Origin of the sequence: Bacillus alkalicellulosilyticus (assembly GCF_002019795.1) — a bacterium.
Taxonomy (GTDB): Bacteria; Bacillota; Bacilli; order Bacillales; family Bacillaceae_F; genus Bacillus_AO; species Bacillus_AO alkalicellulosilyticum.
On sequence record NZ_KV917381.1, the window covers coordinates 1,159,466 to 1,184,242 of the forward strand.

General features: G+C 36.6%; 19 protein-coding genes and 1 pseudogene. 15 read left to right on the plus strand and 5 right to left on the minus strand.

The window, feature by feature from the left end; translation table 11 throughout:
- Window positions 1–746 precede the first annotated feature (746 nt).
- The 4 genes and pseudogenes from BK585_RS05875 (at window position 747) to BK585_RS05890 (ending at window position 3,856) form a co-directional block, all read left to right on the plus strand.
- Window positions 747–1,646, plus strand: coding sequence for a hypothetical protein (locus BK585_RS05875; RefSeq protein WP_078552556.1), 900 nt, complete (start codon window positions 747–749; stop codon window positions 1,644–1,646).
- Window positions 1,647–1,859: 213 nt separating this feature from the next.
- Window positions 1,860–2,283, plus strand: a pseudogene (locus BK585_RS05880) (SMI1/KNR4 family protein).
- Window positions 2,284–2,540: 257 nt separating this feature from the next.
- A complete protein-coding gene (locus BK585_RS05885) occupies window positions 2,541–3,194 on the plus strand; it encodes an SMI1/KNR4 family protein (protein ID WP_078552557.1) in 654 nt (217 codons plus the stop codon).
- A gap of 71 nt (window positions 3,195–3,265) precedes the next feature.
- Window positions 3,266–3,856: an SMI1/KNR4 family protein gene (locus BK585_RS05890; protein WP_078552558.1), complete on the plus strand. Its 591-nt coding sequence runs from the start codon at window positions 3,266–3,268 to the stop codon at window positions 3,854–3,856.
- 106 nt (window positions 3,857–3,962) lie between these two features.
- On the opposite strand, the gene BK585_RS05895 is transcribed toward BK585_RS05890, so the two are convergent.
- Together BK585_RS05895 and BK585_RS05900 are read right to left on the minus strand one after the other, a co-directional pair.
- Window positions 3,963–4,379 (minus strand): hypothetical protein, encoded by a 417-nt coding sequence (locus BK585_RS05895; RefSeq protein ID WP_078552559.1) that lies wholly within the window; start codon window positions 4,377–4,379, stop codon window positions 3,963–3,965.
- 102 nt (window positions 4,380–4,481) lie between these two features.
- Complete coding sequence (locus BK585_RS05900) at window positions 4,482–5,108, minus strand: hypothetical protein (RefSeq protein ID WP_078552560.1); 627 nt, start codon at window positions 5,106–5,108, stop codon at window positions 4,482–4,484.
- 163 nt (window positions 5,109–5,271) lie between these two features.
- Here BK585_RS05900 and BK585_RS05905 point away from each other — a divergent pair, with 163 nt between their 5' ends.
- The 3 genes from BK585_RS05905 (at window position 5,272) to BK585_RS05915 (ending at window position 10,741) form a co-directional block, all read left to right on the plus strand.
- Window positions 5,272–7,293: a penicillin-binding transpeptidase domain-containing protein gene (locus tag BK585_RS05905; protein ID WP_078552561.1), complete on the plus strand. Its 2,022-nt coding sequence runs from the start codon at window positions 5,272–5,274 to the stop codon at window positions 7,291–7,293.
- Window positions 7,294–7,471: 178 nt separating this feature from the next.
- Window positions 7,472–9,265, plus strand: coding sequence for a M14 family metallopeptidase (locus tag BK585_RS05910; protein ID WP_170885490.1), 1,794 nt, complete (start codon window positions 7,472–7,474; stop codon window positions 9,263–9,265).
- A gap of 198 nt (window positions 9,266–9,463) precedes the next feature.
- A complete protein-coding gene (locus BK585_RS05915; RefSeq protein WP_078552562.1) occupies window positions 9,464–10,741 on the plus strand; it encodes an L-lactate MFS transporter in 1,278 nt (425 codons plus the stop codon).
- A 622-nt stretch (window positions 10,742–11,363) separates the two neighbouring features.
- Here BK585_RS05915 and pdxA read toward each other — a convergent pair.
- The 3 genes from pdxA to BK585_RS05930 are packed head-to-tail and all read right to left on the minus strand — an operon-like array spanning window position 11,364 to window position 14,417.
- Window positions 11,364–12,371: a 4-hydroxythreonine-4-phosphate dehydrogenase PdxA gene (pdxA, locus tag BK585_RS05920; RefSeq protein WP_078552563.1), complete on the minus strand. Its 1,008-nt coding sequence runs from the start codon at window positions 12,369–12,371 to the stop codon at window positions 11,364–11,366.
- Window positions 12,368–13,654, minus strand: coding sequence for a four-carbon acid sugar kinase family protein (locus tag BK585_RS05925; protein ID WP_078552564.1), 1,287 nt, complete (start codon window positions 13,652–13,654; stop codon window positions 12,368–12,370). Before BK585_RS05925 ends, pdxA begins: the two co-directional genes overlap by 4 nt.
- 13 nt (window positions 13,655–13,667) lie before the next feature.
- Window positions 13,668–14,417, minus strand: coding sequence for a DeoR/GlpR family DNA-binding transcription regulator (locus tag BK585_RS05930; protein WP_078552565.1), 750 nt, complete (start codon window positions 14,415–14,417; stop codon window positions 13,668–13,670).
- Window positions 14,418–14,632: 215 nt separating this feature from the next.
- On the opposite strand from BK585_RS05930, the gene BK585_RS05935 reads away from it, so the two are divergent.
- The 8 genes from BK585_RS05935 to BK585_RS05965 all read left to right on the plus strand — a co-directional run bounded on the left by BK585_RS05935 (window position 14,633) and on the right by BK585_RS05965 (window position 24,767).
- Complete coding sequence (locus BK585_RS05935) at window positions 14,633–15,958, plus strand: extracellular solute-binding protein (protein ID WP_245805790.1); 1,326 nt, start codon at window positions 14,633–14,635, stop codon at window positions 15,956–15,958.
- Window positions 15,959–16,137: 179 nt separating this feature from the next.
- On the plus strand, window positions 16,138–17,955 hold the full coding sequence (locus tag BK585_RS05940; protein WP_078552566.1) for a cache domain-containing sensor histidine kinase: 1,818 nt from the start codon (window positions 16,138–16,140) through the stop codon (window positions 17,953–17,955).
- The gene (locus BK585_RS05945; RefSeq protein ID WP_078552567.1) at window positions 17,945–19,498 is read left to right on the plus strand and encodes a response regulator transcription factor; all 1,554 of its coding nucleotides are present in this window, start codon (window positions 17,945–17,947) and stop codon (window positions 19,496–19,498) included. The genes BK585_RS05940 and BK585_RS05945 overlap by 11 nt, the downstream gene beginning before the upstream one ends.
- Before the next feature lie 108 nt (window positions 19,499–19,606).
- Window positions 19,607–20,479, plus strand: coding sequence for a carbohydrate ABC transporter permease (locus BK585_RS05950; RefSeq protein WP_078552568.1), 873 nt, complete (start codon window positions 19,607–19,609; stop codon window positions 20,477–20,479).
- A 16-nt stretch (window positions 20,480–20,495) separates the two neighbouring features.
- Entirely contained in the window at window positions 20,496–21,380 is an 885-nt protein-coding gene (locus BK585_RS05955) for a carbohydrate ABC transporter permease (protein ID WP_078552569.1), read from the plus strand.
- Window positions 21,381–21,614: 234 nt separating this feature from the next.
- Window positions 21,615–22,559, plus strand: coding sequence for an aldo/keto reductase family protein (locus tag BK585_RS05960; RefSeq protein ID WP_078552570.1), 945 nt, complete (start codon window positions 21,615–21,617; stop codon window positions 22,557–22,559).
- Window positions 22,560–22,947: 388 nt separating this feature from the next.
- On the plus strand, window positions 22,948–23,121 hold the full coding sequence (locus BK585_RS23930; protein ID WP_170885491.1) for a hypothetical protein: 174 nt from the start codon (window positions 22,948–22,950) through the stop codon (window positions 23,119–23,121).
- An 848-nt stretch (window positions 23,122–23,969) separates the two neighbouring features.
- Window positions 23,970–24,767, plus strand: coding sequence for a polyprenyl synthetase family protein (locus BK585_RS05965; protein WP_078552571.1), 798 nt, complete (start codon window positions 23,970–23,972; stop codon window positions 24,765–24,767).
- Window positions 24,768–24,777 lie beyond the last annotated feature (10 nt).

A 24,777-nucleotide genomic window follows, 5' to 3' on the forward strand; every position in this document is an offset into this window, starting at 1 on the left:
TTTTCGCCAATGCCTAAAGCCCGTTGTGAGTGTATTTTTCACAACGGGCTTTATGGCTACCTATTTACGAATATACTAATATGTAAGGAATACCAAATTGAAAAGAGGCTTGCGACATGAGCGAGATTGAAAAAAAGCTAGAATTAGAATTACTGTTTTTCATTTTGTAGATAGAATTACCTATGTAGAATTACTCTTTAACCATGAAAATATATGGAATAAAATGTATTATTATGAATAATGTATTTTTTAATCTACTTCTGTAATCAAGGAAAATCAGTAAGAAGTGTAGTCATGGAGTATTTTTATACTTATTTTATTATTGTATTGGATTTTGCTTATCTACTGTCTTGTTTAATTTGAAAAAATTGTACCTAATAAATTTTTACTAGGATATTTCGTCTCTATTGAGGGATTCTTTATTTTTAATAGAATTATTTTTGATGGATTCATATTTTTCTTGATTCCACTTCTTTTTGCCAAATTTAATACCGTATGTGTTCTTAGCTACGGATTTCCTAATTTTTATTAGCACTTTCTTGTTTAATATCACCAATACAGAAAAACCTTATCTAACAAATATTCCTATATGTAGGACCAAAAGTATGAAAAAGCAAGCTCAGTTGTTATGACAAAGTATTATTGAAAGAGGAGCGATTATGAAAATGATTTTAAAAATGATTCTAAAAATTCATTAAACCTTTCATTTTTAATATAGTTAGGAAATTCAAGGGAGGTAGCATAAAATGTTTTTCAAAAGAAAACCGAAAATAAATGAAAAGACAATCAAGGAACTCGTACTGAAACTGGAAACAACTTATTCGGATAAGGAAATTGAACCATTGTTGAGAATGTTTCATCCCGACCATCGCGATATCTCCTTTTTAAATCATTTTACCCTCATGATGAACTTTCAAATTTACAATATTACATCTGAAATTCTCAATCTACAATTATTAGATATGAATGAGGTGGAGGCAAGTTTTACATATACGCGGAAACATATGTATACATGTGTTAATGAAGGGGATGAAAACGGGACAAACCCGAACAATATATCAAGCTATTTTGTACAGCTTAAGGTAGAAGGTAAATCAATTTGGATCATGAAGTATGCAAGATATAGTGAGCTGTTTTTGGATGTTGAAGGGAAAATTCTTCCGGGTGAAAAGGCAGTTGTACCACCGGGTGCAGTGTACTACGGCCATATGAAGCACTTTATTGATATTATTCACCTTGAGCATTTCAAGCCAGCTACCTATCTTACATACACCGATAGTGAGTTCATCGGTTTCTATCCCGAAGAGGAACGCTATGCCTATCGGACATCGGAAAAGCTTACCTTTGATTACTTTAAAAAGATGGAGGCTGGATCGATAGAAGAACATACAAATGAGTATATTGAGGGAAACACTCTGGAATATAGTGATATCCTGATGCAGGAGGAGAATTACTCCATCATTGAAACAAAATTCAAGGGAAACTCAGAATTACAGCACGAACTGATCTTGAGCATGCTTACCCCGGATGGTTTCTTTATGGTCCGTTTCTTGAAAAGTCGCAACGCTCCCATTGAGGAGGAATTGCGCCGTCGTCTAATAGAACAGATGAAAATCGCTACGACAGAACTTGCCACTTCTGTTTGATTGGCTGAAAGTTTTAAGAGTAAGAAAATCACTAAGTATAAAAGTTACTATGAACTCGATTGTGATTTGTTTTTCACTCATAACTGAACCCGATATATTCTGAATATATGTGTCTTCTTATTTAAGTAACGTTAGTGGAAGAAGGTATAAGGATAATACTGATACTACATTAATCTAATTAAAATTCATAGCCAATTAAGGGAGATGGATATTATGAGGCGATTTGATTTTATAAAAAACGGCAAACACAATTTTTATAAAGTAACTAATAACGACATTATTTTGTCAGAAGAGAAACTTGGAATAAGTTTTCCTATTGAACTCAAGGAGTTTTTTATAGAAATTGGATATGGCTTTATAAAAGGTGATAGCATTACGATAAATAGATTTATTGGATCCCCACTCTATTGCGGAAATAACATTGAGAGAGGGATATTATGAATATGACCCTGACTTGGAAATATATGATGATGAAGATAAATTGATTTTCTTTGAAGTAAACGAGGGTGTATATTTAACTCTTGATTTAACTAGTTCTCCCAATACGCCTGTTTACTATTTTAATGCTAAAATAGCAGATTCGATAAAAGATTTTATGATAAAAGTAGATAAAGATAGTGAGTATTTTATATATTGAATTATTATACGCATTTTTTAACTGAGAGCATTCCTGTTAAAAATAAAAAAGAGTTTAAAGATTGTGAAGAAAATATACTAAATTAACAGCACTCATAGTACAACATACGCTTGATGAGCTAAAGAGTAGGTTAGCGGAGGATGATACTGAAGGTAATTGGTAGAAATCTATTGAATGATATTCTTTGTCTTTGTTCTTTGTAAAAAAAAGAAAATGAACGTGTAAAGATAAATATAAAATATAGGACTGTAGTTAGAATGACAAATATAAAGTTTGACTCTTATCAAAAAGAAGAAATTAAGAGAAATTTGGAATTGATCAACAAAGAATACGAAAAAGTAAAAGACTTTGTGAATTTTGAGATCTTTTCTTTCGAAGTACTGGATGAATGGCAAGTAGGATATAGTATCGACCATGATGGAAACGTTCTTGTAAACGATAATGAGGATGCTTGGGATGGTAATTGGATTGTTATTGCATATGAATCTTTATGTGGTGACCCTATTATTATTGAATTAAATGAAGGCGGTTACCCTGTATCTATACTGATGCATGGAATGGAAAATTGGGATAATGGCAGTTTCCTTGCGCATTCGATGGAATCATTCCTAAATATTTTAAAAGATATAGGGTGTTTCCTTACAGAAAAGCAAGTGGTAAAAGGAAAACGAACTATACAAATTAAAGAATTAAAATCACTGGTAAATACCATTGTAGAAAAAAGTAAATTTGCAGATGTTGAAATATGGGAATCTTTATTGAATCCGTTATTTAAAATTGCAGAAGAATACGAAGCAGTTTTGAAGACAAATGTAAAGGATATGAAAAAGAAAGGTATGAAAATCACGGAAATTGCTAGCTTACTTAATATGCTACCTAAAGATGTATATGAATATATTAAGAAACTTTAAAAGAAACAAACCGTGTTGAAATACAAATAGCCTAACAAATATATTTTTTATTTATTATTGGAGGAGAAATAATGGATTTAGTAAAAAATTTTTTTAACGGTTTGAGAACAGCATTAACAACAGATGAACTTGTGGAACTAAATATAGCGTACGGTGCTACAAAAGAGGATATTGCTGCACTAAGGTCAAAATATCCAAATTGTCCAGAGTCCCTTATCTGTCTACTTGAAAATATTGATGGCACATATTGGCGGAAGTATGGTGATAACGAAATTGCAGTTTGTATTCTAGGATCAGGTGTTGAAGAAGATAGATACCCATATTATTTAATGTCTACAAAGCAAATACTTGAAAGTTCAAAAGAGGAAGAAGACATCTCTTATCTATTAGAATACCAGGATGATGAAGAAGCAGTTGACCCTAAGATAAATCTAGAGGGACTTCTCCCAGGGAAGTATATTCATTTTTCAGACTGTATGAACAATGGGGGAACATCAAGACTCTATATTGATTTTAACCCATCTAATGAAGGTGTATGCGGTCAAATAATTCGCTTTTTGCACGATCCTGATGAATATGAAGTGATTGCAAACAGCTTTGATGAATATTTACAGAATCTTATTGATTGTGGTTTTATTTATCTGGAAAACGAAGAAGAGTAACTATCTGTACTCCAAGTATTGACTGAAATAAAGTAGATTTGGTTGGTCGAGAAGATATGTATTTGTTCCAAAAGCAAGGGGCTGAGGCCGGGACAAAAGTTGTTTTTTACTTTTGTCCCAGCCTCTTAATTTTTGTTCGATATGAGAAGAAAATAGCTATTCCTACTAAAATGGTCAAGACAATCGTAATAATTAGCCAGCGGTGAGGGTCTGAGCGTACCACGATCTCTTCACCAACTGTCCATTCCGTTCGGTGCCCTAATCCATCTTCGGCAACAATAGAGTGTGCCTCTACTTTGTCATAATGAAAATAGCCTTCATCGTCTAATGTTCCTTTATCAATTTCATTGCCTGCTTGGTCAAATACGGTAACTACTGTCCTTGTAGAAAAACTACCATCCTCATAAATTACATGGAGTGTACCAGGCTCACTGACTTCAATGAGCAATTTATGCGCATATACTGTAGATGATAGGGGAGAAAACAGTAAGACAAATAGTAATACAAGAATCCCATTTTTCAAGATGAGCCTCCTCCATTCCTTTGGAAATTAACTCACAAGTAGAGTAGAATGGTGACATAGGTAACCTAGGTCCTATATGTCTTACTAATACGAATTTCCCTATTATTCATGGTCGTGTTCATGTTCATGACCATGACCTTCATATTCTTTTACGTTATCAGGTTTAATCTCTTCATTACTTTGAGAAAGTATTTGCATTTTAAACTCTTCCGCGTGATGCTCTGTGAACATACGATAGCTTCCAGCCTCGGAAATCGTAAAGGTAAATGTAGTTGAACCTTCAGTATTTATAAGAAGATTAAACGTGTATTCATGTTTTGCGGCAAATGTTCCTTCTTGACTCACTTCTTCATCACTATGTTCCATCATATGAGCAGCATGGTGTTCTACATCTTGAATATTACTATTTTCAAGAATAAAGCCTAGCAAAATACTTTCATCCCCAAACTCATTTTGATTGAATACAAGAGTGTATGTACCTTCTTCAAGATTAAAGCTTCCAGCCCACTCGTATGGTAGTTCTTGATGATGGTCAATACCTTCTTCTTCTTCTTCTATTGGGCCTTCCTCTTCTAGTTCCTCAGCAGGCTCAGTCTCTTCAACGACTCCTACTACTTCTTTTTCCTGATTCTCAGGTTGTTGAACTTCAACTTCATCATCGGTGTTTCCACAAGCTACTAACGAAATGGTGACTAAGCAACTTGCCAACGTAATAAATCGTTTTCTCATTTTTAGAACCTCCATATATTATAGTGGACGAAAGTGATATAATAATAGTAACATTTAACAGTAGATCCAAATAATTAGTATTTATTAGGTAAGAGATTTTAATTGTCATAAATAAGAGAGTCAGTCGTATGTTTACATAGAATAGAGTTATGAGGTGAGCGTAATGAATATGAAAAAAAAGATGTATGTAATTGGTTTGCTAATACTGACAATGGTAGTAGGTTGTTCTGAAAAAGACCCCCCCCTTGAAGAAACTCTTTATTCGTTTCTAGAACAATGGGAATCTGGAAATTATGAGTCAATGTATTCACTCTTAACTACCGAATCGAAAGCTGCTATTTCAAAGGATGACTTCACTGAGCGTTATACTCATGTTTATGATGTGATTGGATTGAATAGTATCACATTATCCTTTAGCGAAAATGTCGTTGAAGAAGAGGAAATCGAGGAGCAAGCGCTTTACCCTCTTACAATAACTATGGAAACCATGGCAGGACAGGTTCAACAACAAACTACGCTAGAATTAATAAAAGAAGTGGTTGAAGAGGAAGTAAGATGGGGAGTGACATGGGGTCATTCACTTGTTTTATCAGAGTTAGATAAGCAAGACCATGTGAAAGTGAGAACGACGCCTGCAAGGCGTGGAGAGATTTATGATAGAAACGGACAAGGATTGGCGATAAATGGTACGGCATTGGAAATCGGTTTTGTTCCTGAGCGGATGGAAGGAAGAGAAGAGGATTCACTCCAAGAAGTAAGTGAGGAGTTAGAGAAATCTGTTGAAGAACTAGAAACGCTCTTAAATCAATCGTGGGTTCGTCCTGACACGTTTGTTCCAATTACAGCTATACCTAACTATGAAAGAGATTTTGCAGTTCGTCTTTATGAAACGATTCCAGGAGTGACTTATCGTGAAATGGCGGCAAGAGAATATCCTTTACACGAAGCAGCTGCTCACCTTATCGGATACATCGGTTTAGTTACAGCTGAAGAACTAGAACAATATAGTGACCAAGACTATCATGCAAATTCTTGGATTGGAAAAACTGGTCTTGAGAGAATCTTAGAAGAAAGACTGAAAGGTGAAAATGGCGTAGTTCTTTACATTGAAGATGACCAAGGAGAAGAAAAACAGGTCATTGCTGAAAAAGAAGTAGTCCATGGTGAACAAATCGCTTTAACGATTGATGCTGAAACTCAGAAAACCATTCATAGTGAGATGTCAAAGGATAGAGATGCAGGTACAGCTGTTGTGCTCAATCCATCGACAGGAGAGGTCTTGTCCTTACTCAGTACACCAGCTTATAATCCAAATCAATTTGTGTTAGGGGTTTCATCAAATACGTGGCAACAGTGGAATGAAGATGAGCAAAAACCGTTACAAAATCGATTTACTCAAAAAACAGCACCAGGTTCAACGATAAAACCAGTTACAGCAGCGGTAGCCTTACAACAAGGATGGGATAGCAGTGAGAAACGAGACATTAAAGGGAATCAGTGGCAGTTAGATTCATCATGGGGGGATTATCATGTCCGCCGAGTAACCGATCCAAACCATGCCGTACATTTGGAAGATGCCTTAGTTTATTCTGATAACATTTATTTTGCTCAAATGGCACTTGAATTAGGTCAGGATAAACTAATAGATGGATTTGAACAATTCGGATTTAATGAGGATATTCCTTTTTCTTACTATATGGCACCTTCATCGATTGCGAATGAAGACATTTCATCTACGGTACAGCTTGCTGACACAGCCTATGGCCAAGCTGAACTCTTGGTTACGCCATTGCACTTAGCACTAATGTACACGCCGTTCGTAAACGAGGGATCAATCCCGAAGCCTTTGCTTTTTGTTGAAGAACAACCTGAAGTGTGGAAAGAAAATGTGATTAATGGTGAACATGCTAGCGAAATCCTTTCTGCATTAACAAAGGCAATTGAAAGTCCATCAGGAACCGCTCATCATGCGCATATGGAAGATATAAGTCTAGCTGGGAAAACAGGAACAACAGAACATAAAACAAGTCAATCAGAAAAGGGCCATGAAACAGGTTGGTTTGTTGCAATGGAAACAGAAAAGAAAAATGTCTTAATTGTGATGAGTATAGAGCATGTAGAAGACCGTGGAGGAAGTAAGTATGTTGTTCCAAAAGTGAAGAACATCCTAGGAAAACTTCAATAAAAGAAAATGAGATTGTGAGACAGGGATAAAAGGGAATTACACCCTTTAGTCTCTGTCTCATTTTTGTTATCACGAAGGAAATTCCAAATACTTCAAAAGAAATACTCTATTGCTTTACCAAATAAAATAGTAGAATAAAAGTAGATTTCTATTTTATTAGGGTAGGGGTAGATATGATTTGAGAAAATCATCTGTAAAAGCACTTATTATTTTTATTGTGTTTCTATTTGTGTTTGTAAGTATTACACCGCAAGACATTATGGCATCATCAGGTCCGATTGTTAATCCAAAACAAACGTACAATTACAGCAAGATGGAAAAGGATATTAAAGCGTTAGCGAAAAAATATCCAGATTTGATTACGTACAAAGTTATTGGGAAAAGTGAGTATGGTAGAAATATTTATGCCGTTTCATTAGGGAAAGGAAATTCAACAGTTTCCATTAATGGTTCTCATCATGCGCGTGAATGGTTAACAACTAATTTAAATATGTACATGATAGAGCAATATGCAAGAGCCTATAAGAAAAATACTAAAATGGGAGACTACCACGTAAAAACAATCCTTGATAACACAACGATTTGGTTTGTACCAATGGTTAATCCTGATGGGGTAGAGTTACAGCAAAAGGGGTTATCTGCGTTTCCGAGTAAAGACCATCAAGCTTTACTTAAAATGAATAAGGGGAGTAGAGATTTTAAGAGGTGGAAGGCTAATGCCAAAGGCGTCGATCTTAATCGCCAGTACAATGCAGGGTGGAAAACAATAAGAAATAATGCCCCTTCACCAAACTATGAAAACCATAAAGGAACAAAACCTCATAGTTCAGCCGAAACAAAAGCCATGGTAGCATTTACGTATGAAATCGACCCAGAAATGGTGGTAAGCTATCATTCTAGTGGAGAGATTTTGTTTTGGAATTATTTACAAACAGGGAGTCGCTATAACCGAGATCATGCTTATGCCAAGAAAATCGGTAGTATGACAGGATATCGCCTTGTATATCCAGGTCCAAATCCTTCAGGTGGCGGAATGACAGATTGGTTTGTTGATGTTTTTAAACGTCCAGGGTTTACTCCAGAATTAGGGAGATATGCAGGTCCAACTCATCTTCCCATCTCTGCATTTGACAGAGTATGGAAGCAAAATAAATATGTAGGTCTATATGTGGCACAAGAAGGTCATAAACTCTATAAACAACGTCTACCAGAAATCGCGAAGACCGAGGTCACAAAGGCAGAAAAACTAGTCAAGAGTTTGACAAAGTATCGAACATACTCGACTGTGAACGATGTCACCTATAGTTCACAATATAAAAAAGAATATAACGCATCGCAAAAGCAGATTGACCTAGCAAATGACAAAGTGAAGCAGTTAAGTAAAGGCACAACTAAAACAGCGTTGCAAAATCGATTGAAAGAAGTAAAAATCCTTCAAGACCGTTCAACTGCAGCGATAAAGGCAATACAAGGCGGAGATAAACTTCTAGTTGAATCCAATAGACTACTTACTGACATCTCGAAAACAGAGTTAACGGATGAACTGATAAAACGCCGAAACACGTTATCTACTAATAGCGCGAAACAAAAAGACAGAATCGCTCTCGTTACGGGAACGAACAATCGCAAAATCATGAGAGAAAAATATACAATTCCTACAAATGCGTTTATTAAGAAGTTAGATAACCCGATTGCTAGATTTAATAAGTTAAAAGCAATTGACCGATTGCTACAATCGAATAACTTAGATGAGGCGCAAAAAGAATTGGAATCTCTATCGAAAATGGCACGGAGCAAGGATAGCTTCCTAGCCAAAGTAGAAGCGGACTTGCAAAAACGGGAACAAACGTTAAAAGCAAGATATGAGAAACTTCTAGAAGAAAGCCAACCTCAAGAGGAACCAGTAGTTGAGGTACTAGAAGAAGAAAGTTTGACTGAAAGTATTGAAGAAGACGCTATAGTCAATGAATAAATAAGGTATAGAGGATGGAGCGAAGGTAGTTTATTCACCTTTTCGCCTCATCCTTTTTTTATAGCTTCACACTTTTGTCACACGTTTAAGTTAATGTGAAAACTTTCACAAATTCGTACTCTGTACCCTATTCTCTTTTCTTTTTTTTAGAGCTAAGATCAAGGTGTAGCTTAGAAGATAGAGAGGAGATAGGTTAGCATGGAGAGGAAAATAAAAAACAGATGGCTCATCGCTTTAGCTGGTGTTGGTATTCATATTTCAATTGGGTCAATATATGCTTGGAGTGTTTTTACGAATCCATTAATGAACGATTTACAATGGGGGTTAAGAGAAGTTTCGCTTACGTTTAGTATTGCGATTTTATTTCTTGGATTATCCGCTGCGTTTCTAGGTCACTTTGTGGAACGCTATGGACCACGAGTGTCAGGTACATTGTCTTCCTTTTTCTTTGGAATTGGAATTGCAGGAGCGGGGTTGGCTGTTCAAGTAGAGTCTTTGCTGTTGTTGTATTTATTTTATGGCGTAATAGCAGGAATTGGGTTAGGAGTAGGGTATATTACCCCAGTTTCTACACTTGTTAAATGGTTCCCAGACAGACGCGGGTTAGCTACAGGTCTTGCCATTATGGGTTTTGGTTTTGCATCAATGATTGCTAGTCCTATCATTGCAAGGCTAATTGAAGCAGTTGGCCTTTCTACAACCTTTTATATATTAGGGGCCACATACTTTGTTGTTATCTTTAGTTCTGCTCAATACTTAGCACCACCTCCAAAAGGCTGGTTACCTGCAGGATTTAAAGAAGCAATGCAAGCGAATACGAAGAAAAAAGCGGATTTATCTCAATTAACAGCAAACGAAGCCATTAAAACAAAACGCTTTTGGATGCTATGGGTCATGCTCTTTATTAACATCACATGTGGAATTGCGCTTTTATCGGTAGCTTCACCGATGGCGCAAGAAATAGCGGGTATGACAGCGGTAGCCGCTGCAACGATGGTTGGTTTAATAGGAGTGTTTAACGGACTCGGCCGCCTTGGATGGGCGACACTGTCTGATTATATTGGCAGACCAAATACGTATACAGCTTTCTTTGCGATACAAATGGTCCTGTTTTTTATCTTACCTAACATGACACATTTTCTTCTCTTCCAGCTTGTCATATTTGTTATAATCACTTGTTATGGAGGAGGATTTTCGTCCATTCCAGCGTATATTGGTGATTTATTCGGAACAAAGCAGTTAGGTGCAATTCATGGATACATGCTAACGGCATGGGCAGCAGCTGGTTTAATTGGTCCTATCTTCTCTGCATGGGTACGTGAGACAACAGGAAGTTATCAAGGAACTCTCGTCATATTTGCAAGCTTGTTTGCAATCGCCTTCCTTGTGTCCATTTGGATTCGTTATGAAATTAAAAATTTACAAAAGCAAAATCAAGATAAAGAAACTAACCTTGAGTTAAAAGTAGCTAAATAAAGGAAGAGAGTATAAACGCAGACAATTAGAGAAAAATATCATATTACATTGTAGGGCACTGAAAAAAGCGGGATTTAGCTTTTTTCAATGTCCTTTTCGTTTTGTGCGTAAAGTAGTGCGTGTGTTTATTGATGAACGCCCGAAGAGGAGAGGGAATCCAAGGAAAGGTCGTTCATAAAGTGGATGAGCGCCCGAAGAGGAGAGGGAAGCCAAGGAAAGGTCGTTCATAAAGGGAATGAACGCCCAAAGAGGAGAGGGAAGCCAAGGAAAGGTCGTTCATAAAGTGGATGAGCGCCCGAAGAGGAGAGGGAAGCCAAGGAAAGGTCGTTCATAAAGGGAATGAACGCCCGAAGAGGAGAGGAATCCAAGGAAAGGTCGTTCATAAAGGGAATGAACGCCCGAAGAGGAGAGGGAAGCCAGGTAAAGGTCGTTCATAAAGGGAATGAACGACCGAAGAGGAGAGGGAATCCAAGGAAAGGTCGTTCATAAAGGGAATGAACGCCCGAAGAGGAGAGAGAAGCCAGGTAAAGGTCGTACATAAATAATAAAAAGGCAACCAGACTAAGCTGGCTCACCTTTTATATTACCTGCGATATTATAGCCTATCTACTTACCTAGTAAGTCACTTTTTTGTCACAAAGTGCGGAGCGTATTCGGCGGATACTTTAATGCATTCCTCCATACTAACCGAGCTTGCAATTCCTTTTCCGGCAATATCAAAAGCTGTACCGTGGTCAACGGATGTACGTAAAAACGGAAGGCCGTTCGTAATTGAAATGGTTTTTTCAAAGTCTGTCATTTTTGCCGCGATATGGCCTTGGTCATGATAGAGCGAAAGGACCGCATCGTATTTTCCTTGTAATGCTTGATGAAACACAGAATCTGCTGGAACAGGTCCAACGGCATCAATGCCATCTTGAATAGCTAATTCAATGCCAGGTTTAATTTCATCTACTTCTTCACGTCCAAATAATCCGTTTTCTCCGCTATGAGGATTAAGTCCAGCAACCGCGAATTTACGTGTCGTTACCCCTAATTGCAGAAGAGCGGCATCACAACGCTTTAAATAATCGTGAACACGTTCTTTTGTCATCGCTGCAATTGCATCTTTTAATGAAAGATGTCTGGTTAAGAAAAAGATTCGCATGTTTCTCACTTGAAACATGGTAAGCGGGTCTTTTGTGTTTGTCATATCGGCAAGCATCTCAGTGTGACCAATGTGAGGAACTTTAGCAGCTTGTAATGACTCTTTGTTGATAGGGGTCGTTGCAATCACATCGGCTATGCCTTCATTTGCAAGTGCAACAGCTTTTGTAATGTATTCAAACGCAGCTTGACCACATTGAGCCTGAACCTCACCAAACGTGAAAGAACTCATATCGATATTATCAAGCGAGAGCACGTCAATTGAACCAAACTCAAATTTAGCTTCATCAACGGATGTGACTTCATTGATGGAAACAGTGATTCCCATTATTTCTGCAGCTTGTTTTAAAATTGTACTGTTTCCTATCACAATAGGCTTACCTGCAGAGAACACTTTCTCTTTTGATAGGGCTGAAACTGTAATTTCTGGTCCGATTCCAGCGGGGTCTCCCATTGGAATAGCGATGATAGGTTTATTTGTCATAATGATTCTCCTTTAAGTAATTTATTTTGTAAATACTTTACGCATTGATAGATAGCTGTGTCGTCTCCTACTAAACCACCTTTTGTTACGATAGGCAAGTTGTCAAAATGTCCACCTATCAATGTACCATATGCCGCAAGTGGCATGACTTCTCCTTGTAACTCAATGCCGTTTGCTAAACTAATGGTACAAAGAGATGCTGTCACATCACCTCCGCTTGAGAAACAGCCCTTAATCTGTAAGGTTTTATTATTGAGTAATTGGTGACAAATCACAGCAAGGCCATCGGTAATCCGTTTTGCAAGATCCTTCTCTGTAACGCCTTCTGTTTCTGCAATCTCTTTTAAATTAAGAAGCGTATGACCCGGCAATTGGGTTGTAATAATCAAAAGTGATTGGTCAAGCTTATCCTTTATATGGGTGGTGACTCTATCGATTTCTATTTCCCACGAAGAGGTAAAGCTAGCGAGTTGAGCAGGATTTACATAAATAGGTTCAATTTTGGTTTGTTCCATCAGATACTGAAGTTGTTTAGTTGTCGCAGCAGTCGCACTACCAATCGCAACCAAAACACGTGAAGGAGGAGTTGATTCATTCCTTTTTGCTTTGGCAAAGGCCATAGTTAATGGTCCAGGGTCAACCGAGATAACGTGATCGGTCGGTAAACTTGCCATTGCTTGAGCAATTAATTCAATGTCAGAGTTCGTTTGTGCATCACAAACAAATATCCGTGAATGTGCTTGTAGACCTTTTGCAATGTCTGTTTTAAACGTTTTACATTGAATATCAATAAATGTGACAGGGTGCTTGGTTTGTTGTTGAAGCAATGATGGAATATGAGATTCAATTATAGGTTGAACCGGGTCTTTTGCAACATCTGTTTTATGTAGGGGAACCCCATGTACGTATAAAACTCCATTAACCATTGTCCGTCCGGAGTCAGGAAATGCTGGAACGACAAAAGCGATTGATTTACTTCCTAACTGACCAAGGATTGTCTCTAGTTCAACACCAATGTTTCCTCTGAACGTACTATCGATACGCTTCGTGTATAAAGATGCTCCCCACTGTTTTGCAGAAGTCACGGCTTGAGAAACTCTAACTGCAGACTCGGAACTAGAACAGTAGCGACTATCTGTATCGATAACAAGTGCATTATATTTTTCATCTGTTGGAAATGGTGCACCAAATATGACGGTGGCAGGGGTAAAGCCTTCTTCCCCTAATTTAACACCTGTTCCATTCCCTCCTGTTAAATCATCTGCTATGATAGCAATTTTCATAGTAACCCCCTCGTTATGTGGTCAATATATTTTCATGATAGAGGTGTAGGTTGTCGGTCATATGGTGCTCATCTGTTATGATTCCATGTAGGTCTGTAAGTGAACAAACTGATGCAAAAGCTTTTTTGCCAAACTTACTTGAGTCGGATATAAGCCATGTTTCTTTTGCTGCGTTGATCATCATCTTTTTCACTTTGGCCTTTTCTAACGTAGGAGCAGTAATACCAGCAGATTGGTGTACAGCATGAGCACCAAGAAAAAATAAGTCTACATTGACATCTCTTAAGATTGATTCGGTATGGGGTCCTAGCATCGCACCAATCTGAGCTTGGACTTCGCCACCTGTGACAATGACATGATTTTTACTTGTTACGAGTTCGACGGCAATGAAAACATCATTCGTAATGACCGTTACATTTTCTTTTGTCTTAAGTAATCTTGCCAACTCAAGTGAAGTTGTACCTGAATCAAGTATAATCGTGTTGCCTTCTTTAACAATAGCAGCTGCTTTTTTTGCGATGGCTCTCTTTTGATGTATATGTTGACTTTCTTTGTTGGCATATGGCGTTTCGTGGATGAGACCATTGATTGGAACTGCTCCTCCGTGTGTTCTGATTAATTTATGTTCTTTTTCAAGTTCCATTAAATCACGACGAAGTGTCATTTGAGAGACGTTTAATATGGGTACAAGCTCATCAATTTCAACTTTTCCATGTTCTAAAAGATAGGATTCTATCAGTTGTCTCCTCGTTTCCTTTCTCATATATCCACCTTTCTGTTCGAAACGAACATTTATATGATAATATTATGTTTGTATTGTTCGTTTTAGTCAATTGGTAAAATGAAATAATAGTTGTTATTTCCATGAAGAGAAGAGATATTTGGATGTTATTTTAATTTTTTGGTATTTTTATATTAAAAGGGCTGTGACATAATTTACACTGTAAGCGATTACAAAATAAAGGGAGGGTCAAGCAAATGAATATGGATAAACTGAAAAAGTATTTAGTTGCTGGTATTGGAACTCTACTTATCGGAGCATTAGCTGCGTGTGGTGGGGAAGAGACTAGTAGTGAAAGTACAGATGACTCAAGTAGTAATGGGGATACTAGTTCAGAAGAGGTAGTAGATTTAACATTTTGGGCATCATCTAATCCAGACCGTGCTGATTTTCAATTAACGATGGCACGTGTAGAGCAATTCAACGAAGAACACCCAAATATCAACTTAAAAATTGAAACAACAGCTCATGCTGATTATAGAACGAGATTAAATACACAAGCAGCTGGTGGTCAACTTCCTGATATATTCCAAGTGTGGCCAGGTGCTGAATTAAAGCCTTTAGTTGACGGTGGAGCCGTACAGTCATTAAATCCGATTAAAGGAAATTGGACTGATAATGGGTTACTAGATGAAGAAGTGTTTAATGACTTTACTTTTGAAGGTGAAAGTTATGCAATTCCTTCTGTCCAAAACCCAACTAGCTTTGTATTCTATGATAAAGATATGCTTGCTAGCGTCGGGTTTGATAGCTTTCCAGATACGTATGAAGGCTTGCTTGAGTTAATTGAAGCGCTAAAAGGTGATGACATTACACCGATTGCTTTAGGGAACTCAGCGCCATGGGTTTTACAATCTGTTTATATCTCTACAATTGCTGACCGTTTCACAGGCCCCGACTTCCTTGAAGGAGTTGCCAATGGAGAAAGAAAGTTTACAGACCCTGATTTTGTTCAAGGGCTTGAAGTAATTGAAGAGTTATATCAAGTAGGAGCTTTTAACGAAGACTTAAATACAATTGATAGCAACCAAATGATTGAATACTTCATCCAAGGAAGAGCCGCAATGGTTCTTGATGGGAACTGGGGTGTAATTAACATCTTAACGAATATGCCAGAAGATAAAAACGTAGGAATTGGAATCTTCCCATTAGGCGATACAAATAGTGTTTCTACAGTTGCAGGGAATGCATGGGCATTGAATTCAGACCTTGAGGGTGCTGAACTAGAAGCAGCACATACATTCATGAAATGGATGTTTGATGTTGAGTTTTATGAAGGATTAATTAGTGTAGGACGCGTTGTTGCAGGGAATGTTGACATGCCTGAGGATGCTGACCATGACCAGCTTTTCTTGGATATGTTAGAGTTATCAAACGAAGCACCTCCAGCTCCAGTTTATGATGCGACCATTCCACAAGCCGTAAACAATGTATTACAAAATGAACTTCAAGCGATAACGATTGGACGTTCCACTCCTGAAGAAGCGGCAGCAAACATTCAAAGAGCGGTAGAAAATCAATAGTGTTATAATAAAACTATCAATAAGGAAGATGACTTAAAGGGTACCATTTCACCTTTTGAGTCTTCTTCTACTTTTTATTCCTTTTTGGAAGTTTTGTAGATGTAATCAAAAACAGCTTTGCCGTTTTTCTTAAAAGATAAAAAAGGGCGACTTTGTCGCTTTTTTTATAGGGGATAACGATGATGAGAAAATGGTTCTCTTTTAACAACTGGAGTTTGAAATGGAAGTCTACGATGATTTTTTTAATGTTGGTCATGCTTCCGACCATTACGATTGGTTATATGATTTTTTATCAGTCAAATGAAATTCTGAAACGTCAAGTTCTAGATACGACTCACCGTCACTTAAATAACATGGAGTCTAATGTGTTATCAGTCATTAATGACTTAGAGGATATATCAGGATATATCATTTATAGTGATGAATTCCGAAAGTATATGACTCTATCACCAGATGATGAAGATTATGATGATATCCATCGACTACAAAATAACATAAAAGGATTTTTCACATTTCATTTGACGAATAAAAATTATTTTAACTCTGTTCGGATTGAAGGTGTCAATGGGGTTGTGCTTGAGTTAGGAGAGCCTGTTGGTGGAGATGAAAAAAGGTGGGAAAGTCTTGCCAGAGAGCAAAAGGGAAAGGTCGTTTGGAGTGATCCCTATCCTTTGACGAGACGTTTATTTACAACAGAAGAAAAAAATGTCATTTCCTTGTTTCGAGTTATAAATGATTTATACGATATCAGGCAACCAGTGGGTGAAATAAAGCTACGATTAAATGAAAGAGAACTGTATGAGTACGTAACGGATCGCTTTTTAGAAAAAGAACATGAGACTTTCCTTGTCCGAGAAAATGGGGTAGTGATGCTTCATCGGGATTCCCGCCTTGTAGGATTAACATACCCTGACGATGACTTTATGGACCAAATCAGACATTCAACTGAGGAAGTAATGTCTTATACATATCAAGGAGAGGAATATTTCGCAGTAAAACGGTTTATCTACAACCGTGGTATTTATTTAGTATCTATGGTGAAAGAAGAATATATTAACGGGGAGTTAGCTAGTATTCGTACAACCATGCGGATCATGATGGTCCTTAGTGTATTTATGGTTCTTTTAGCTGTAGTTGGATTTCTTTTTACTATTGTAAAACCTGTCATTGAATTGACAAGGGAAACGAAGCGGCTAGAATATGGGGACTTCACGGCCCATGTAAAAGTAAGGTCAAATGATGAGATTGGTAAACTTGGCTTACGTTTTAATAAAATGGTAAAACAAATCCAACGTTTAATTGATACGAAATATAAATTAGAAATTCAGAATAAGGAATCTGAATTAAAAGCGCTGCAGAGTCAAATCAATCCGCATTTTCTCTATAATACGTTAGATATGATTCGTTGGACAGCACGAATCGAAAAGGCGAATGAAACAGGAAAGAGTATTGAAGATTTATCAAGATTATTTCGGATTGGACTTAGTCAAGGAAAGCTTTGGATTCCTCTTAAGGATGAAATGAAATATGTGTACAGTTACTTAGAGTTACAGAAAAAGAGATTAGCAGGTAAACTACATTTTTATATTGTAATGGAATCAGGATTGGAAAATGCATTAGTGACGAAGTTGATTCTTCAACCATTAGCAGAAAACAGCATTGAGCACGGGTTTAAAGCAAGAGCAGAAACCAACCGAATTTATATTCGAGCTTATCGTTATGAGCGCGGGATTTGTATTGATGTGATTGATAATGGAATGGGCTTAGACGTAGAAAAAGTGAACAATAGTTTGATGGAAAGCGGTTCAAATGACAATGGCTTTGCATTGAAAAACATTCATGGACGATTAGAGACGGCATTTGGAAAAGAGTTTGGAATACAAGCATTGAATGGACCAGATGAGAAAGGCGCTTTCATTCGAGTTCGTTTGCCATTAATTAAGGATGAATTGGTGTTACGACGAATGGTAAAAAGGGAGGATTCAGATGACAATTAGAATGCTAATCGTAGATGATGAACCAGTAATTTGCCAAGGTCTTGCTTCTACTTTGCCATGGAGTACTTTAGAGATTGAAGTGGTTGGTACAGCTTATGATGGAAAACAGGCTTTGCAAATGATGGAGAGCGAACAAATAGACTTGATTCTCACCGATGTGTGCATGCCAGAAATCGATGGGATAGGTCTTACAAAACAGGTGACCTCACTCTACCCACAGACAAAAATTATTATGATAAGTGGACATGATGAGTTTCAATATGCGAGACAAGCGCTTCGATTAGGAGTTGAAGATTATCTTTTAAAGCCGGTAGATATTGATGAACTGTTGGAGTTAGTGAAAAGGGTAAGTACCGATATCGTGTTACAAAAGAAACAAGATAACTTGTTAAAAGAAGATATCCTATCACAAGCCGTATTGCATTTTCTTTTTAAAGCACCAATTTATATCGAGCAAGAGAAAATAAACGATATCATCTCAACCAATTTCCGAGTTATTGTTAGCTCTATTTTTGAGTTTCATCAACTTGAGTCGATGTATACAGATGAGGAAATTGAAATCGTAAAAGAAGAGTGGAAAACTAGGATAGGACTTGGTTTAGCAGAGGCAAACGTTAGATTTTTCTCTATTTTCGGACATAAAAATGAACTCATTACGGTTTGTTATAGTGACGATTCTAGGAATCTAGCAGAAGCGTTAATTCGAATAGTGTGCGAGGGACTAAGTGACTGGAAGCATCCATTACAACTAAGAGTGTCTAACATTCATTCACAATTAGATGAAATTGTAGCTGTTTATCAAGAAGTAACTGAAGTAATGGTAAAAGGTTATAAGCAATCTGTGTTATTTACAAGCGAACGTATGGTTGAACAACAAAAAATCTCTTATCCAAAAGAGCAAGAATTAAAATTGAGAGAAGCCATATTAAATCAAAACAAAGGCGAAGTCATAGTCATTGTTACAGATTTATTTCATGATTTTCAAACAAAGGGGCTAGATTTAAGTCAAGTACTACATATAACAAGAGAACTTGTCGTTATTATAAAAAATCGATTGCAGGAAATGATGTCTGCAAAAGCACTACAGGATGTTAAATTGAACATCCAAGAGAAAATTGATTTGAAAGTATACAACACACATAAGTCTATCGAGCAGTTAGTAGGTTCAGATCTTTTAGCAATCATGAAGGCGATTGAAAAGAAAGATAATAACCACTGGATTATTGAGAATGCTCAAAAATACATCAGAGAAAATTTCCAAAAAGATATTAAAGCCTCGGAAGTAGCAGAACATCACTTTATCACTCCAAACTATTTCAGCATGTTATTTAAACAAGAGACGGGACAGAGCTTTTCCGAATATCTAAACCGTTTACGAATTGAAAAAGCAGCGGATTTGTTAAGTCGTACATCGAATAAAGTTTTTGAGATTTCAGAGTATGTAGGCTATAAGGAATATAAATACTTTGTACAAATCTTTAAGAAACATATGGGCGTGACCCCAACCCAATATCGCCGATTAAATACAACTAAGATTAAGTAGAAAAGAAGATATTATCTTAATTTTTTAGTATTTTTAGTTTTCTAAACTTCTTTATAATTAACATTGTAAACGCTTACTAGTGATGTGAACTAAAAAGGGAGTGAGGAGATGCATTTACTGAAGAACCCGTGGAAGATTGGCCTTGGAATACTACCTGCCCTTATCATTTATAGTGTGTTTAGTATAGTTCCAATCTTCATTTCATTCTATTACTCATTTATGTCTTGGAATGGGTTTTCTCCAATGGAATTTGTGGGTATCCGAAACTATGTTGCGATTTTGCAGGATAACATTTTTTGGCTATCGGTAAGAAATAATGTTCTTGTTGTAGTAGCATCTGTGTTTGGACAATTGCCAATCGCCTTAGGTTTAGCATTACTGTTAAATCGAAAACTAAAAGGCGCTAAGTTTTTTAGAACAATAGGATTTCTTCCTGTTGTTATCTCTACAGTTGTTATTTCTATCACATGGAGAATGATTTATAACTCTGAGTATGGAATGTTAAACAACTTCTTGGATACGGTGGGGCTAGGCACATTGACACAGAACTGGCTTGGTAATCCCGATTATTCAATGTTTGCCGTTTGTGTCGTTATCATCTGGCAGTTTGTCGGCCTTTACCTCATTATCTTTTTATCTGCTTTACAAACAGTTCCAAATGAAATATTAGAAGCCGCTGAATTAGATGGAGCTTCCGAGTGGCAAAAAACAATTTATATTACCCTACCTTCCATGTGGAATGTCATTTTAGTATGTATCGTGTTATGTATTAGTGGGAGCTTAAAAACATTTGACCTCATTTATGTCATGACTGGCGGAGGTCCTGCCCATGCAACTGAGGTTATGGCAACCTATATGTACGTTGAAACTTTCCAAATGTTACGATATGGATTTGGAAGTGCAATATCCGTTTTAATCTTTGTGTTTAGCTTAACACTTATCGGTATTAGCATGAGACTATTAAGAAGACGAGAAGCATAGAAAGGCGGGGAAAGAAATGCAACCTTCTCTATCAAACAATCCACAAACAGAATATAAAAGTGATGCCACTGACCGTGTTAAAAAGAAAACTAAACGTGGTTTGATCTATACTGTATTAATTGGGTTTGCTATTGTTAATTCTTACCCGATTCTATGGATGATAATGAATTCTTTTAAATCGCGTCAAGAGTTTGCGATGAATCCGTTTGGACTGCCATCGGAATGGATTTTTACCAACTATGCGGAAGCTTGGGTAACCGCAAATATAAATACGTATTTTTTCAATAGTTTGTTTGTAGGTCTTGTCGCCGTAATTATCACGATGTTTGTAGGTGCACTTGCCTCATATTTCTTATCACGTTTTGATTTTAAAGGTAGAAAGTTGTTATTTGGTTTCTTCGTTATCGGGCTATTAGTACCAATCCATGCCACTTTAGTTCCGATGTTTATCTTGATGCAAAAGATTGGTCTTATCAATACGCATTTGGCCTTGATTTTTCCATATGTTGCGTTTAACCTGTCGATAACCATTTTCTTATTGACAAGCTTTATGAGTACATTCCCTAAGGAAATTGAAGAGTCCGCTGTCATGGATGGTTGTGGGGCGTTTCGAATCTTTTGGTCAATTATTTTACCGATGACTCGACCTGCACTCGCAACAGCTGTTATCTTAAACTTTATTAACAATTGGAATGAGTTTGCCTTTGCGTTAGTTTTGATAAACGATGATGCCTTACGAACGCTGCCATTGGGGCTTGCAAACTTCGCAGGTGAGTATGCGACCAATTACGTCGCACAGATGGCCGGATTAACAATCGTACTCGTACCAACCATTCTCTTCTATTTAATGATGGAAAAAGAGATTGTAAAAGGAATGACACAAGGTGCTGTTAAAGGATAGAGATTATGACTGTTTTTCTCCCCTAATGACAGAGCCTAAAATTTTCGCAGAAGAGACCAGGACAAATGGGGGTGTCCTGGTCTCGAAGTATGAATGCACTGTCCCCTCATAAAAGGTCAGTTGTGAGTGGAGCTTAGAAAATAGTAAGCCTTTTCATTTCTTTTATAACAAGCTTTGGATTAAAATGAAAAATGTAGTCATAATAGAAAGAGAATTTGTATGGGAGGTAATAATATGAAATATCGTCGTTTAGGAAAAACGGGTTTAAAGGTTAGTGAAATTTCATTAGGTAGCTGGTTAACATACGGAAAGTCAGTAGAGGATAACACAGCTAAAAAAATTATACATAAAGCTTATGAGTTAGGAATTAATTTCTTTGATTCGGCTAACGTTTATGAACGAGGTGAAGGCGAACGTGTGATGGCTAAAGCCTTAAAGGAGTATGACCGTTCTTCTTACATCATTACAACAAAAGCATTTTGGCCAATGGGAGACCTGCCAAATGACAGAGGGTTATCGAGAAAGCATGTATTTGAACAGCTTCATGCCAGCTTAAAAAGAATGGATTTAGATTATGTTGATATTTTCTATTGTCACCGCTATGACCCAGAAACACCAGTAGAGGAAACGTTACGTACGATTGATGACCTACTGCGTCAAGGAAAAATCTTATATGCGGGTGTAAGTGAATGGTCTGCGGCTCAAATTCAAGAGGCATTAAATGTCGCTGACAAGTATTTGTTAGACAGAATTGTTGTCAATCAACCGCAATACAGCCTGCTTTACCGTCATATTGAGCAAGAAATCATTCCTGTCTCAGAGAAAAATGGTATCGCTCAAGTTGTCTTTTCACCACTTGCGCAAGGCGTACTTACTGGAAAGTATAAAGGTGGCAACATTCCTAAAGACAGTCGTGCAGCGAATGCGGATATTAACGAGTATGTTCATAACTTTATTAATGAATCAAATTTAGAAAGAGTAGACAAGCTAGGAAAGTTAGCTGAAGAGCTTGACTTCACATTGCCTGAATTAGCATTAGCTTGGGTCTTACGCAACCCTAACGTAGCAAGTGCCATTGTTGGAGCGAGCCGCCCAGAGCAAATTGAAGCGAATGCCAAAGCTTCTGGGATTGTGTTATCAGAAGAAGTACAACAAAAAATTGAAGATATTTTAGCTTAATTTAAAAGATGTTGGAGAGTAATCCTCAACATCTTTTTGTTTTTAGAAAAAGGCATAGTTTCTAGAATAGATTAATTTACACTCCGCCAAAAATGGCGTGATACATCTGACATTGTTCGGATGGTTACTATATCTTTCCATGTTATACTTAATAAGGGTACGTATACGAAATTTTAGAAAGTTGAATTGGAGGTAAGCAAATGCTTTATAACTTTTATGAGAGAGTTAGTACCATTTTACCTGTAAACATAAAGTATAGTGATTTTCTGTTTTGGTTTATTATTTTCGTAACTTTTACGTCTTACGCTATTGGATATTTCTTAGGGGGCTTATCCTCTCTTATAATGAATGGAAGATAAATCGATTTCAATAGAGGAGCAGTTATAATATGAATACGTGGAAATTTCGTTTAGCATTTATTGCAGCAATCTATTGTTTTGTGGGTGTTCTATATAAATTAATACATGGGGGAGCATTAGATATTTCGTTAACAGCGTTATTTGTAGCTTCAACGTCTTATGTAATCTATAAGAGTATATATATAAAGTCTGAAACTAGATGATGGGTGTTGCTTGTGAATTTCTCAGAAAAAATTCAAGGTGTTCTAAGAAAACATAGAATACTTGCGTATCACGCCTCCTAATATGAAAAGACCGTTTTATGAGGTTTAGAATCTCTTTACATTAACGACAAATATAGAAATATAACATATTAGAATGAAACGGAGGGGAATCAATTGTTTTACAATCTATATGAGAAAGTAAATACTCTAATTCCTCTAAAAATGGAGTATCGTGATTTTATGTTTTATTTTGTAAATTTATCAGTTATCACTTGTTACGTTATTGGCTACATTTTAGGAGGGACTTACTCTCATATTATGAATAATAGGTAAAAAATGAATAACGATTTTATAAGCATCATACCGTGCTATGAAAAACATTGTAGCAAGGTTTATGAGATTTAAAAGAACTTTACTTATCCAAAAAGATGTTGGGGGAATCCTCCAACATCTTTTTGTGTGTGGATGATTTTACAATCGCGCCAAAATTGGCGGGAAACCACACAAAATGGTCGGTTATCTTTTATTGAACCTATTTATAATAGATATTAAGTAGTGTGTACAAAGTTTCAGCAACGATAGTTCATCGTGAGAGCGAACATAAAATCTTGAGAGAGGAGACTTATAAAAATGGGTAATCCTAATAAAATCTATAAAAATAAGTAAGAAATATAAAAGTTTACTAGTTTTTTGTCAGAAAATTATGTAGAATTAAAACCAACTAGGAGGGGGGCATAATAAATAAGTATTCTACAAGTAGCGTAATTACCAAAATAAAGAAGGAAATAAGAGAATCTTTTTTTCATAAACAATTACTTACAGAGGCACTTTCATTTATTGACTATCAAATGAATAGTAGAGATATTTTATTCGGAAAACTGTCTCTCATTCACTTTGAGATGTTTCCTAAAGAGGGGATTGACATAGAAGCTATCGCTGCTGCAGTGGAAGTTTTAATTTTAGCAGGAGATATATTTGATGACCTTATGGATGGGGACAACGAACATGCTCCATGGATTAAAATAAATTCATCTCTTGCTTTACAAATTGCGATAGGATTTGTGGTACTAAGTAGTAAAATAATTAATCAATTTAATGGAAAAGCTATGCAATCACATTATTATTCAACCCTTTTACAGAGCATTAATGGTCAGTATATCGATTTAACCAATGATATCGTTACAGAGCAAAATTATATTAACGCGATAAAACTAAAGTCAGGTTCATTAATTGCTTTGGCCTGCTTAACAGGAGCTTGCTCAGCAAGTAATGAAGAAAAGATGATTATTGAAGAATATGCTAACAACATAGGTGTAGTGCAGCAGATAAACAATGACATACGCGCATTTTTAAATTGGGACAAGTATCAAGATGTGTTTCAAAGAAAGAAAAGCTTACCGATATTGTATGCACTTACTAGTAAGGAATTTAAAAATGAACCATTGTCTAACTACTATAATGGGCATGTTGACTATGAAGATATTTACCAACAGCGAGAACAAATCATTGATGACTTATCAAGTCGTGGTGCGCTGCAATATGCAAAGGTAATAAGTGAGATTCATAAACAAAAGGCGATAAAGCTAATGAATCAGATCGATATGAACCCAGCATTAAAAAATGAACTATTAATTTTTATTATGTAGAGGAGGAGTT

Bases quoted from the DNA above. Each gene is read 5' to 3' on its own strand.
- BK585_RS05955 (WP_078552569.1), top strand. From the start codon at position 20,496: ATGCAACCTTCTCTATCAAACAATCCACAAACAGAATATAAAAGTGAT.
- BK585_RS05940 (WP_078552566.1), top strand. From the start codon at position 16,138: ATGATGAGAAAATGGTTCTCTTTTAACAACTGGAGTTTGAAATGGAAG.
- BK585_RS05950 (WP_078552568.1), top strand. From the start codon at position 19,607: ATGCATTTACTGAAGAACCCGTGGAAGATTGGCCTTGGAATACTACCT.
- BK585_RS05905 (WP_078552561.1), top strand. From the start codon at position 5,272: ATGAATATGAAAAAAAAGATGTATGTAATTGGTTTGCTAATACTGACA.
- BK585_RS05875 (WP_078552556.1), top strand. From the start codon at position 747: ATGTTTTTCAAAAGAAAACCGAAAATAAATGAAAAGACAATCAAGGAA.
- BK585_RS05945 (WP_078552567.1), top strand. From the start codon at position 17,945: ATGACAATTAGAATGCTAATCGTAGATGATGAACCAGTAATTTGCCAA.
- BK585_RS05930 (WP_078552565.1), bottom strand. From the start codon at position 14,417: ATGAGAAAGGAAACGAGGAGACAACTGATAGAATCCTATCTTTTAGAA.
- pdxA (WP_078552563.1), bottom strand. From the start codon at position 12,371: ATGACAAATAAACCTATCATCGCTATTCCAATGGGAGACCCCGCTGGA.
- BK585_RS05915 (WP_078552562.1), top strand. From the start codon at position 9,464: ATGGAGAGGAAAATAAAAAACAGATGGCTCATCGCTTTAGCTGGTGTT.
- BK585_RS05890 (WP_078552558.1), top strand. From the start codon at position 3,266: ATGGATTTAGTAAAAAATTTTTTTAACGGTTTGAGAACAGCATTAACA.
- BK585_RS05885 (WP_078552557.1), top strand. From the start codon at position 2,541: ATGACAAATATAAAGTTTGACTCTTATCAAAAAGAAGAAATTAAGAGA.
- BK585_RS05900 (WP_078552560.1), bottom strand. From the start codon at position 5,108: ATGAGAAAACGATTTATTACGTTGGCAAGTTGCTTAGTCACCATTTCG.
- BK585_RS23930 (WP_170885491.1), top strand. From the start codon at position 22,948: ATGAATACGTGGAAATTTCGTTTAGCATTTATTGCAGCAATCTATTGT.
- BK585_RS05965 (WP_078552571.1), top strand. From the start codon at position 23,970: ATGAATAGTAGAGATATTTTATTCGGAAAACTGTCTCTCATTCACTTT.
- BK585_RS05935 (WP_245805790.1), top strand. From the start codon at position 14,633: ATGAATATGGATAAACTGAAAAAGTATTTAGTTGCTGGTATTGGAACT.
- BK585_RS05960 (WP_078552570.1), top strand. From the start codon at position 21,615: ATGAAATATCGTCGTTTAGGAAAAACGGGTTTAAAGGTTAGTGAAATT.
- BK585_RS05925 (WP_078552564.1), bottom strand. From the start codon at position 13,654: ATGAAAATTGCTATCATAGCAGATGATTTAACAGGAGGGAATGGAACA.